Here is an 11,668-nt window from a genome sequence, read left to right as displayed (position 1 = left end):
TGATAAAAAAACACTTTTAGAAGTTAGACAAAAAGTCGGAATCGTATTTCAAGACCCTAATGACCAATTATTCGCACCAACAGTGAAAGAGGATGTTGCATTCGGTCCAATGAATTTAGGTTTAGGTTACGAAGAAGTGGAAAAACGTGTTAATGAAGCATTAGAATTAGTTGGAATGGAAAAATACGGAGATAAAACACCACATCACCTAAGCGGAGGTCAGCAAAAAAGAGTAGCTATTGCAGGAATAATAGCTATGAGGCCTGAAATAATGATACTTGATGAACCGACAGCAGGGTTGGATCCCGAAGGTGTTGATAAAGTATTAAACATTTTAAATAACTTAAACAAAGAGGGAATGAGTATCGTAATATCATCCCACGACATAGAAATGGTAAACGGATTTGCAGAAAAAATCTTCGTTTTGAATGAAGGAGAAATCCTTGCAAGTGGAGACAAACATGAAATCTTTTCCAATAAAGAATTATTAAAGACAGCCCACTTGAAAGCTCCGATAACAACTGAAATATTATATCGCCTAAAAGAAAAAGGATATGATGTTGATACAACAAAAATTACTATAGATGAAGTTGTTGAAGAGATAACAAGAACAAAATAGTTAAGTATAGATTTTCATTTTTTAAATCTGTTTTTCAATTTAATTATGAAATCAAATTCCTCTTCAAGTTCAGGATGATTTCCAAAACCACAATTGGGACAGTGAACCTGACTGCAATTATCAAATTTTCCACAGTTTGTGCATCCACGGTTTTCTAACATATTTTCATCAAATTCAAAGCCACACATTCTACATTTCATAGATAACGCCTTTAAATAAAAAAAGAAAAGATTGAAGCTATTCTACTTCAATATTTTTAGCTTCCTCTTTGCGAAGACAAACATCATAGCCTTTTACACTCATTTCAATAGGATCTCCCAAAGTAGCTACTTTTTTAACAGTAATTTTAGCTCCTTTAACAAAACCCATTCCCAATAAATGTCTTCTCAAATTAATGTCTCCGGTTTTATGATATTTAACAAGAGTGACTGTTTCTCCCGGTTTTGTGTCTTTTAATGTTTTCATCATATCACCAAAACAAAATAATTTTTAGGTATACTTAACTTTATACTTCGTATTATATAAATATTTAGTTATACCAAAAAATCTTAAAATAATTGGAAAAACAAATCATCAGTTAATGAAAACCCAATAATGTTCCAACATTAAAAATCAGGAATGAAACAACATAAGCTGTTGTTAAAGTAATGGCACACATAATTATTGGCCATTTATTACTGTTAGTTTCCTGCCTGATTGCACCGATAGTTGCAATACATGGAGTATACAATAAAGTAAATGCCATAAATGAAAATGCAGATAATGGAGTGAAAAGGTCATGTAAAAATGGACTCATACCCTCCTCATCAATTTCTTCCATACCCGCAATAGTACCGAATGATGCCACAACTACTTCCTTAGCGGCCAAACCTGAGATGATTGCCACAGCCGCCTGCCATGTTCCAAAACCTAATGGAGTGAAAATCGGAGCGATTGCATTTCCAATCATACCCAAATAACTATCACCTGATCCGTAGTTTACACCCATAGGGAATATGCTCAAAGCCCATAATACCATAGAACAAACAAGAATTAAAGTACCTGCCTTTTTCAAGAATCCTTTAGCCTTTTCCCACGTGTGTAATAAAACACCTTTTAATGAAGGTAACTTATATGTTGGAAGTTCCATGACAAATGGAGAAGACATTCCTTTAAATATTGTTCGCTTAAAAATAGCAGCAACAATAAGTGCAACAACAATACCCAATCCATACATTAAAAGCATTATGGTTCCTTTATGTTGAGAAAAGAATGCTGCAGTAAAAATAGCATAAATTGGCAGTCTTGCAGTACATGACATGAACGGAACAAGCATCATTGCAAGTATACGATCAGATTCACTTTCTAAAGTTCTGGTTGCCATAATAGCAGGTACACCACAACCGAATCCTAAAATCATAGGAATAAATGCTTTACCATGAAGCCCAACAATTTTATGCATCACAATATCTAGTGTAAATGCTGCTCTTGCAAGATAACCGCAATCTTCCAAAATACTTAAAAATAAAAACATCATAAAAATAATCGGCAGATATGAGATAACACCACCGACCCCACCAATAAGAGCATCACAAATAAATGCTTTAAGATAATAATTAGAAATGAAAGAAGCAACCCAACTTCCAAGCATGTTGAATGCCTGATTAATCAACTGTTCAAAAGGGTCTCCTATCAAAAAGGTTAACTGAAACATTAACCACATTAAAAAAATAAATATGAACGGTGCCAAAATCCTATTCGTAACAATTTTATCAATTTTGTCAGAGGTAGTTTCTTTTTCTACAGAAGGCCTTTCAACGGCTTCGGCCATCAAACCATCAATAAATGCATATCTGGCATTTGCAATAACCTCTTCTGCACCTTCATCAAAAATATCAATGAGATGCTTTGCAATTTTGTCAACTTCCATCATGATTTTTGAAGAAATACTGGATTTCTGGACTTTTTCGATAACAATGGAATCCTTTTCCAGTAACTTAATTGCAGTCCATATGGACGGAACATCACATAAACTTTTATCCTGTTCTATAATCACCTGAAGTTCGCCCAAATGTTGTTTTAATTCATCTCCGTAGGACAGCTTAATACTTGAATCAATAGGATTTGCAGCAACTTTCTCCACAGTTGTCAGCAATTCATCAAAACCGTCTTTATTTTTAGCGTTAATTTCAACAACAGGAAAACCAAGTAATTCACTTACCAATTCAATATTAATAAAATGATCTTTTTTCTTAGCAAAATCATTCATATTAAGTGCCAAAACAAGATTTGCACCTAATTCCATCATTTGAGTAGTTAAGTATAAATTACGTTCCAAATTAGCTGCATCAACCACATTAATAATTACATCAGAGTTATCATCAACAATAAAATCTCTTGATACAATTTCCTCTATAGTATGGGCACTTAATGCATAATTACCCGGCAAATCAATTATATCATATTCATAGTCACCATGTTTGAAACTACCTTCTGCCCTTTCAACAGTTTTTCCAGGCCAGTTTCCTACATGCTGATGCATACCAGTTAATTGATTGAAAACAGATGTTTTTCCTACATTAGGGTTACCTGCTAATCCTACAATTAATTTTTTCATTAGCTATCTTCCATTTTTACTTTTAAATTTAAAATAAGATATTAAAACTTTTTAATCTCAATATCCATTCCCCCATAATAAAAAAATCATTTTAGTCTAGTTTCAACTAACTTAAAAAAATCCAAATATTAGGCTAACCTAAACTTAATATAAATTCTATTATTGATTGTATATAAATGTTTAGGCATACCAAACTTTATAGAAAAATTTTAGGTTATCCTAAAAAATAGGATAACATTTATATATGATGGATACATAATTTATAATTAGTGATAAGAAATAGATACACAAAAGGTATCTAATTCAATATTACTAATGTGTTATTGGTTAAAAACCACAAACCACACTCCGATTATTATTAAATTAGTTTATCTCTCTTTTCTAATTTAATAACACATATAACTACTCTCCGAAAATTAAATATGATTATCATATTTAATTTTCACCTATTCTATTTAAAAAGTGATTGAAATGGTCAATACAAAAGAATGTTGTCAAAAAGCAGGTGAAGAAAAAAACACTGCGAAAAGAATATTGAAAAGAATCTGGACATTTTTCTTTGGCTGTAATTGTCATTAAATTATTAAATACTATTTTTTATAATAACTACAATAATATAAAAATTTTTAAATAATAATAAAGAAAAAATAAATATTAATTAATAAAATTGTAGGTAGCCATATGAATCGAAAGAAAAAAATTATTATTGCAATATTAATTGTTTTTTTAATAGGAATTATTACTATAATTGCAGGTATTTTTTTAGTTAATACAGGAAGTGATTTGGCTTCAGGAACTGGAAATATTTTAGTTTGCGCTATTGATGAAAGTGAACCAAGACCTGGAATGGGTGCATGTGATATGGCATTCATTGTAAGGATAGAAAATGGAGAAATAAAGAATTATACAGCAATATATCCTCATGGAATGACGCATCCAAATGCTACTGAGCCCGCAGAGGGACAGGCCCAGGGAGCGGGACCAAAACTATTACTCCACGATTCATTTTGGTATAGCGACAATGAAAAATCTATGAAACTTGCAAAGGAAATTGTAGAATATCAAACCCAAATTCCAATAGATGCGGTTGTAGCAATTAACAGTAAAGGATTGGATGGAATACTTGGAGTTGCATCACCCCTAAATATTAATGGAACAAAAGTTAATGCAAGCGGTATTGACATTATTCGTGAAGAACAGGCTAACGATGGCCAATCAAGAGGAGATGCGGTATTAGATATTGTACGTGCAGTAGCTGAATCTGCAACAAACCCCGATAAGAAAAATGCAATGGTAAATGTTGCATTGAAAGAATATTCCAAAGGAAATATTGTGATGACTCCACAAGGATCCTTTGTTGGGCTATTAGCAACCAAGGGTGTTGAAAACATACTGAAATGACAAAAAACCAAATTTAATAGATTTCAAATCTATTAAATTTCCGGTTCTAATTTTTTAATTAATAATCCCATAAATACAACAATCATAGGGAATAACACCACATACATAACCATTATTACATTTGATGGAATGATATCCCCCATTACTGTGGAAGCTGCCATTAGCATAATCAGCAATATTACAGGAGCCAGAATAGCCACAAAAGTATAAATCAATATAAATGCATTTAATCTTTGAGAGTAATCCTTTAGTTTAACATGCATGTCAAATGAAATATCATCAGCAATGATTTGTAAACTATTAGCCAGATTACCCCCTACACGCAAAGTTCCTACTATCTGCTGGACAGAGCGGGAAAGTCCATCTGAATTAACACGACCAGACATTTCCATAAGTGCATTTTCAGTTGACTCACCATAGCGAACCTGCTCTAAAACACGGGTTAATTCTCGGGAAAATGATCCATAATTAGCATTTGCAACTGTAATTAATGTATCATGCAAACCCTTACCGGATTTTAATTCAATACCCATATGCCTCAATGCATAAGGCAATTCTAGATTTAAATCTGAATAACTTCTTTTTTGTTTCATCTGAGGATATATTTTCATGAAAAGATAAAGCATTCCACACAAAACAACAAACATTAAAGAAATCTCTAATCCAATAAAAACATAAAAAATTAAAACAAATATCAGTAAAACGGCCATGACCTTTTTAGATAAAAAATTATTGATAAATCTGCTTCTAAATTTATTGAAACGGTCACTGTCTTTTATTTGAATTTCTGAAATGTCAACTCCTTTAACATCTCCCTTTTTGGAAAAATCGAATGATGGAAATTTAAAGTTTATAAAGAAATTATAAATAACTAAAATAATATTTCCAACATTAATGAATAGTTTATCGAACATCAAATCACTACCTATTTAAAAGAATTTGATTTAAAACCTTTTGAGGATTTTTATAATACAATTCCAAAACTGCCTGAACACCACCAACAGAACGTATATCCTGATTAACCATATGCTGTAAAACCAATTGCCTATTACCAATTTCTTTGTATAAATCATTTAACGAATTTCCACTTAATTTAGCGATTTCATTCAATGTCTTTGAAGCAACACTCACATTCTCAATCATATCCGTTTCAGGATTCCATTCAAAAATCTTATTTAATTGAACTGTGCCCTCTTCCATGCCGACAACTTCTGCAACTTCACTGATACGTCTATATGAAACACCATCAGGCCTATAAATCCTATTTTGCATAACTATAAAATCAATAGCTGTAATCATTATTTCCGGAACAGACATCGGCTCATTTGTTAGTCTCGTTATGGTTTCTCGTGCATCATTAGAGTGAAGGGTTCCAAAACCAGAATGTCCTGTGTTTAAAGCCGTAAATAGTGTTATTGCTTCATTTGCACGAACTTCCCCCACAATAATGCGGTCAGGCCTTTGCCTTAACGAGTTTTTAACCAGATCATTCATTGTTAATTCTCCCTTATTTTCAGTGTTGGAAGGTCTTGTTTCCATCCTTATAACATGTTCGTGGGGAATTTGAAGTTCCAATGTATCTTCAATGGTTATAATCCTTTCTTTCGGGTTAATCAGTGCTGTCAATGCATTAAGTGTTGTTGTTTTACCGGAACTTGTTCCTCCAGATATGATTGCATTGGCAGATTTTACCCCTAATCCATCAAAGCACAGCCAGAAAAATGCTGCAAGCTCAACAGATATCGTTCCAAAATTAATTAAGTCAATAATAGTTAACGGATCTTTTTTAAATTTACGAATGGTTAGGGATGGACCGTCAGCAGATACGGGAGGAATGGTTGCATTAATTCTTGAGCCATCCATTAATCTTCCATCCAGGATTGGTGATTCCTGGTCGATTCTTCTGTTAATCTGTCTTGCCATCACATCAATCAAGTCAGTTAATTCCTCTTCATCTTTAAAAACAATATTGGTTTTCATCATCCCATACTGTCTGTGATATACAAAAACAGGCTTGTTTATACCTATTATCATTATCTCTTCCAAATCATCATCATGAATTAGAGAATCGATTTGTCCATATCCTATAATATCCTGCAGCAATTTATGGGATAATGATTCTACATATTCATTTGAAATGTTTCCTGATTCAAATGATATTCGTGAAAACAGGAAATTTTTAATATCATTCAATAATTTATTTTCATTTAATTGAAAATTCTCTCCAGCAGATATTGCCAAATCCACAAGATTTTCCCGTAATTCAGACAAAATTATTTTTTCTTCAGGAGTATATTTCTGTTTAAAAACTTTATATGTCGGTATTAAACCATTACTGTCTTTTATGTCATTCATTGAAATCACCATTTTTTAGAATTTTTTGTAAGAATACTATTAGTAATACTTATTAATAAATTTTTATTACGAGTGAAATTATAATTATAAAGTAAAAACAATATTAAAATATGAATAGAAAATGCAGTTGTGGAAAAAATTGTTATACGACTTTTGAAAATTTAGGTCAAAAAATTGAAAATTTGCAGGAATGTGAAAAGTGCAAAGACATTCAAATTAAAAAATTCAGTCCTTTGAAAGATTTAATTGACTTTAATGAACTTACTGGAGATTATATGAAATGTTCCTGTGGTAAAAGACCAATAGATATAGTTATGAGCCATATTTTAAAAATTATGATAGAGGAAGAAATCGTTCCAGAAAAAGCAACACTTAGACGAAACAGTCCAGTACCGTTAAGCGAATTCTACTACAGCAGTTTAAATCCACAATTCATTAATGAAAACTCATTAATTTTACTGCATCCTGATTTTACAAAAGAATCTGCTTTAAAATTAATTGAAGAGGTTCCTGAAGTAAAAGGAGTGCTTAAAGGAAGTCCACAGGAAACTGTTGGACAACTTAATAAAAACACAGAAATTAAACATTTTGAACTCCTGGAAGGGTGTGATGTGCAAAGCAATGTTATGAGAACATTAATTGATGAAAAAATAATTGTTAACAAGGAACAGTCAAAGCACCACATTGAAGTTGCCCCAACAACGGAATCAAAACTTGTTAAACTGCATAACTATTTAAAAAATAACAATATTGAAAAGGGAATTGCAGTGGATGCAATGTGCGGCAGCGGAGTTATAGGAACCTACCTATTAAAATATGGCTTTGAAAAGGTAATATTTAATGACATAAATCCCGAAGCTATTGAAAACTTAAAAGAAACCCTTGAAGTTAATAACATAAATGAAGGTTATGAAATACATAATGAAGCCTTTGAAGATTTAGAAATTGATCACGCAGATTTATGTATTGTTGATGCATTTCCAAAAGATGATGCATCAGAGATAATAGAAAAAGCAGAAAAAATAGCTGATAATGTGTTAATTATCTAGCTATTCAAACAAACATCTGCATATAGATAATAATGGCAGGAACAATTAAAACACCCATCAAATGGGACTTGCCTATCCCCAAATAATGAGGCAGCATCCCCATTGCAGTCGAAGTGACTAAAGCCAGCACCATATATCCAACAGGCGCACCATAATAAAATATAAAAATAAACAGTATTACAATTTGAAGCAAAATTACCGCAATGGAAAGTTTTTTATAATCAACACCACCCATTAATCTGGAAAAGGAATCACCCAATTTCAAGGCCAAAACCAGTGAAACCGAAACCGCCAAAAGAGAAGCAAAAATATAGATAATCAAATGATTTAAAGTCATTTCACTAATCAAATAAGACATGTAAACAGCAATACCGCTTCTGGGATTTCCTATAATATAAATGGCCATTAAAGAAAACAGACAATCGGAAATGTTTAATCCAGAAGTTGCAAGCAAAAAATTAACCGTATCATCGTCTTCATTATCACTTGCTCCGCTTGCTGCCTGAGCTATGACCGTTCCCTGAGCAGGCCCAAAACCCGGCAGGAATCCCAGAATAGCTCCAGTTATTCCTCCGGCAAAAATACTTTTAAATTTATTGAAATCTATGTTCAAATCATAAAAAGAATTTTGATGGGGAAGTGTTGAATTATCATTTAAGCTAAATAAAATAGTACTGATACCAAACAATCCCGAAAAAGTGCACATTAACGAAATACCTGAAGATATTGGTGTTTGAAAAGTCGTCCAACCTAAAATTCCAGACAGTACAAACAACAATAATGACCACAAAAAGTCACGATGTGTTCTGGTAAGAGAATACGTCAAATAAATTGAAGCAAAAAGCAGGATCATCCATGTAAACGGTTTAGATATGTCATGCAATATCGGCAAAGCAAATGCAAATATCGGAAGCATCAATATCGTAACAATTATCGATCCAAAACCTCCTACACATACAATTCTTATTACTTCCTTAGCACGACCCTGCAATACCATCCTATGACCTGGAAGGATTGATGTGGCTGTACCCTCTTCCGGAACACCCAAAAGCATCGACGGTACGAATTCTATTAGCGCATGGGCAATAGACATTGCAACCATCAACACACAAAGAAATTCCGGACTTAAAAAAGTCAATAAAAAAGTTGATGAAGCAAAAAGAATTGCACCTGCCGTATTAACATGAATTCCCGGTACCATACCTGTTGTTGTACCTATCATTATTCCTATAAAACATGCAATTACTAATTCTATCATATCTTTTTTGAGAGATGAAATGCATTTTAAATCTTGTTGAAGTTACTGATAAAAATTGTTCCAAAGCAATAAGGTTTATATATAAATATACACAAAATATACACAAGAGGTGATGTTATGATAACATGCTCAGTATGCGGTTGTTTAAATGATCCATCAAATATGGTATGTGAAGAATGCGGTTCTGACCTTATTGATGAATCAGAATTAGAATACTTATATGGTGATGACTGAATCAGTTTAAATCACCATAATCTTTTATATTTTTTTATAAAATAACTATTTTTAAAGTACAGCAATTTTTGTCATGACTAGAAATTTTCACGATTGAAACTTAAAGATCTCATTGATACCTTTGACAAAAGTTGTAATAACTCTTTACGAGACATATTTAGCTCTTCACAAATCATATTATCCCATTCGATTTCCTTTTCTTCCAATAATTTAGCTGTTTTTAAGCCCTTTTCAGTTAAAGTAGTAATATACTCTCTTTTATTGTTGGGATTAATTTTGCGCTCAATCAAACCTTTCTTTTCAAAATCGCTGAATGCTCTTGATACACCACTTCTGTTCATAAAGCATGCCTTAGCAATATCTGACTGGTTAACATCCGGTTCAAAATAGAGCAACATGAACATATAATATTGAGAATATGAAATTTCAGTTTCATTATCAATAAATTTATTTAAATAATAATCATGAGTTTTTTTAAGTGAAATCAAATGATTTAAAACAAAAGGAGAAAATTTTATAATTTCTTCATAGCCCACCATATTATCACAATTAACAATATGAATAAACTAATATATAAATGTTGTTTAATGCAACAATTTTTCTAATGAAAAATAAAAAAAGAATTTGAAAGATATTTACATTAATCTTCCAATACCAGTAATTTCAATACTGGCTACGTCATCTAAACCTGAGATGAATTCTTCGGTAGATTCAGTTCCGCCTTCACCATCTTCAATAGTGAAATTTAAAATTAAAGCTACTAAACCAAATGCAATTGGTTCTTCAGAAATATTTTGGAATTCAGCATCTTCAGGCATTCCTTCTTCAATAGTTACTTTTAATGCATCTAAGTCTACTTCAGGACTTTCAGGCATAATTTTCATAGTTGCTAATACTTCAGCCATTTTAATTCCTCCATTTATCTAAGGACCTTCAAATCCACATTCACATTTGTAAGCGTGACCAAAGGTACGACATTTTTCACATCTTGCAATTTTTGCTCCACATTCTGGACATTCGAATTCAACAAATGGACCAGTTAATGGGATTTCTTGTTTACATGAAATACATTCTACAGTTTTCATTTTTAATCACCTATTATTAGTGTGTAATCGAAGTTATAATCATTTATATTATCATCTATAAGAGATAAAACCCTTTCAGGGAACTTTCCATTCACAACATAACAATTAGTCCCAAACCTTAATAAAAGAGAAGGTAACATTACATCAATCGATGACTCTTGAAAAGTTAGTAATTTTGATGCATCGATTTTACTTATGAATGTTGAACCCGGCTCTTCCGGTTCTTGGGTATATATACCATTTACATTTGTTACTATAAAAAGGTTCGCATTGAAAATATGTGCAACATATGCTGCAATCGAATCTGATGTAACATCCCATGAGCATTCTAAGGGATCCTCTTTTTTTAAAAAATCAGACACCACAAAAATTGGTGTGAATCCTTCATCCAAAATTTCATTTATTTCATCAATTGAAAACGCCAACTTTGTAGAATCGACCTTATCATCAACAAGCTTTGCTATTATATCCATACAATCGATTGCAGTATAATGAGTTACCTCTGCTGAAAAGCTTTGAGTAGAATCATATTTGCGTATAAGATTTGCAAACTCACCACCACCCAGAATAATTAATGAATCTGTGTTTTTTAGTTGTTTGGCAAGTTCAATTGCATAATCTGGAAATAAACTTCCCCCAATTTTTACAACCTGTTTTATGATATTAATCACACCTGCGTTTAATTAAAAATAGCCATTATTAAAATGATACTTACATCATAAAAGTTTCAAATCACCAGTCACTTCATCAATAATTTTATCCTCATCAGGACCAAGTGCCAAAACTGTAACACTTGATGTAGGTATCTGGGTCTTTCCGGCATCAACTACCAAATAATTAGTAATATTCTTTTCATCCGCCAATCTTTTTAAAGCAAATAATTCATCTGCAGTTTTTACTTTACAAACTACTTTAGCATAAGCCTCATTTTCCCATTTTCTAATCTTTTCTTTACTTGATTTTTTATAAGAACCAATCGATCCGTGACAACATTGGGCAGCAATCTTACCTTTACCCATTTTCAAATCTGTTCTTACTACCATTACTTGTTTCATAAAATCACTTAATTCG

14 protein-coding genes are annotated in these 11,668 nt (G+C 32.1%); 3 read left to right on the top strand and 11 right to left on the bottom strand.

The annotated features are described in order from the left end of the window. The coding region (locus ACKI5C_RS04920) for an ATP-binding cassette domain-containing protein (protein WP_407432085.1) at positions 1-619 on the top strand (619 nt) is incomplete at its 5' end. Positions 620-633: 14 nt separating this feature from the next. Here the strand turns inward: ACKI5C_RS04920 and ACKI5C_RS04915 are convergent. The 3 genes from ACKI5C_RS04915 to feoB all read right to left on the bottom strand — a co-directional run bounded on the left by ACKI5C_RS04915 (position 634) and on the right by feoB (position 3,215). Next, positions 634-819, bottom strand: a complete 186-nt coding sequence (locus tag ACKI5C_RS04915; RefSeq protein ID WP_407432084.1) for a hypothetical protein — start codon at positions 817-819, stop codon at positions 634-636. A 37-nt stretch (positions 820-856) separates the two neighbouring features. Further along, on the bottom strand, positions 857-1,087 hold the full coding sequence (locus ACKI5C_RS04910) for a ferrous iron transport protein A (protein ID WP_407432083.1): 231 nt from the start codon (positions 1,085-1,087) through the stop codon (positions 857-859). 109 nt (positions 1,088-1,196) lie between these two features. Then, positions 1,197-3,215, bottom strand: coding sequence for a ferrous iron transport protein B (feoB, locus tag ACKI5C_RS04905; protein ID WP_407432082.1), 2,019 nt, complete (start codon positions 3,213-3,215; stop codon positions 1,197-1,199). Positions 3,216-3,896: 681 nt separating this feature from the next. On the opposite strand from feoB, the gene ACKI5C_RS04900 reads away from it, so the two are divergent. Continuing rightward, positions 3,897-4,616 (top strand): DUF4012 domain-containing protein, encoded by a 720-nt coding sequence (locus ACKI5C_RS04900; protein ID WP_407432081.1) that lies wholly within the window; start codon positions 3,897-3,899, stop codon positions 4,614-4,616. Between the two features lie 32 nt (positions 4,617-4,648). On the opposite strand, the gene ACKI5C_RS04895 is transcribed toward ACKI5C_RS04900, so the two are convergent. After that, a complete protein-coding gene (locus ACKI5C_RS04895; RefSeq protein WP_407432080.1) occupies positions 4,649-5,530 on the bottom strand; it encodes a type II secretion system F family protein in 882 nt (293 codons plus the stop codon). A 7-nt stretch (positions 5,531-5,537) separates the two neighbouring features. Then, a complete protein-coding gene (locus tag ACKI5C_RS04890; RefSeq protein WP_407432087.1) occupies positions 5,538-6,977 on the bottom strand; it encodes a CpaF family protein in 1,440 nt (479 codons plus the stop codon). A gap of 104 nt (positions 6,978-7,081) precedes the next feature. Between ACKI5C_RS04890 and ACKI5C_RS04885 the strand changes: the two genes are divergently transcribed. Further along, positions 7,082-8,020, top strand: a complete 939-nt coding sequence (locus ACKI5C_RS04885; protein WP_407432079.1) for a methyltransferase — start codon at positions 7,082-7,084, stop codon at positions 8,018-8,020. A gap of 4 nt (positions 8,021-8,024) precedes the next feature. On the opposite strand, the gene ACKI5C_RS04880 is transcribed toward ACKI5C_RS04885, so the two are convergent. The 6 genes from ACKI5C_RS04880 to pth2 form a co-directional block, all read right to left on the bottom strand. Continuing rightward, complete coding sequence (locus ACKI5C_RS04880; RefSeq protein ID WP_407432078.1) at positions 8,025-9,278, bottom strand: tripartite tricarboxylate transporter permease; 1,254 nt, start codon at positions 9,276-9,278, stop codon at positions 8,025-8,027. Positions 9,279-9,589: 311 nt separating this feature from the next. Beyond that, positions 9,590-10,051: a MarR family winged helix-turn-helix transcriptional regulator gene (locus tag ACKI5C_RS04875; protein ID WP_407432077.1), complete on the bottom strand. Its 462-nt coding sequence runs from the start codon at positions 10,049-10,051 to the stop codon at positions 9,590-9,592. Positions 10,052-10,147: 96 nt separating this feature from the next. After that, positions 10,148-10,417: an elongation factor 1-beta gene (locus ACKI5C_RS04870; protein WP_296796133.1), complete on the bottom strand. Its 270-nt coding sequence runs from the start codon at positions 10,415-10,417 to the stop codon at positions 10,148-10,150. 18 nt (positions 10,418-10,435) lie between these two features. After that, a complete protein-coding gene (locus tag ACKI5C_RS04865) occupies positions 10,436-10,597 on the bottom strand; it encodes a zinc finger domain-containing protein (protein WP_292782670.1) in 162 nt (53 codons plus the stop codon). 2 nt (positions 10,598-10,599) lie between these two features. Then, positions 10,600-11,268 (bottom strand): delta 1-pyrroline-5-carboxylate synthetase, encoded by a 669-nt coding sequence (locus ACKI5C_RS04860; RefSeq protein WP_407432076.1) that lies wholly within the window; start codon positions 11,266-11,268, stop codon positions 10,600-10,602. Positions 11,269-11,313: 45 nt separating this feature from the next. Then, positions 11,314-11,652, bottom strand: coding sequence for an aminoacyl-tRNA hydrolase (pth2, locus tag ACKI5C_RS04855; RefSeq protein WP_407432086.1), 339 nt, complete (start codon positions 11,650-11,652; stop codon positions 11,314-11,316). Positions 11,653-11,668 lie beyond the last annotated feature (16 nt).

This window comes from Methanobrevibacter sp., from assembly GCF_045646045.1.
GTDB lineage: Archaea > Methanobacteriota > Methanobacteria > Methanobacteriales > Methanobacteriaceae > Methanocatella.
The sequence above is the reverse complement of the archived record's forward strand: the minus strand, read 5'-3'. Positions and strand labels throughout refer to the sequence as shown.

Coding starts and splice junctions, on each gene's coding strand:
- ACKI5C_RS04915 (WP_407432084.1), bottom strand. CDS start 819: ATGAAATGTAGAATGTGTGGCTTTGAATTTGATGAAAATATGTTAGAA.
- ACKI5C_RS04910 (WP_407432083.1), bottom strand. CDS start 1,087: ATGATGAAAACATTAAAAGACACAAAACCGGGAGAAACAGTCACTCTT.
- feoB (WP_407432082.1), bottom strand. CDS start 3,215: ATGAAAAAATTAATTGTAGGATTAGCAGGTAACCCTAATGTAGGAAAA.
- ACKI5C_RS04900 (WP_407432081.1), top strand. CDS start 3,897: ATGAATCGAAAGAAAAAAATTATTATTGCAATATTAATTGTTTTTTTA.
- ACKI5C_RS04895 (WP_407432080.1), bottom strand. CDS start 5,530: ATGTTCGATAAACTATTCATTAATGTTGGAAATATTATTTTAGTTATT.
- ACKI5C_RS04885 (WP_407432079.1), top strand. CDS start 7,082: ATGAATAGAAAATGCAGTTGTGGAAAAAATTGTTATACGACTTTTGAA.
- ACKI5C_RS04880 (WP_407432078.1), bottom strand. CDS start 9,278: ATGATAGAATTAGTAATTGCATGTTTTATAGGAATAATGATAGGTACA.
- ACKI5C_RS04875 (WP_407432077.1), bottom strand. CDS start 10,051: ATGGTGGGCTATGAAGAAATTATAAAATTTTCTCCTTTTGTTTTAAAT.
- ACKI5C_RS04870 (WP_296796133.1), bottom strand. CDS start 10,417: ATGGCTGAAGTATTAGCAACTATGAAAATTATGCCTGAAAGTCCTGAA.
- ACKI5C_RS04865 (WP_292782670.1), bottom strand. CDS start 10,597: ATGAAAACTGTAGAATGTATTTCATGTAAACAAGAAATCCCATTAACT.
- pth2 (WP_407432086.1), bottom strand. CDS start 11,652: ATGAAACAAGTAATGGTAGTAAGAACAGATTTGAAAATGGGTAAAGGT.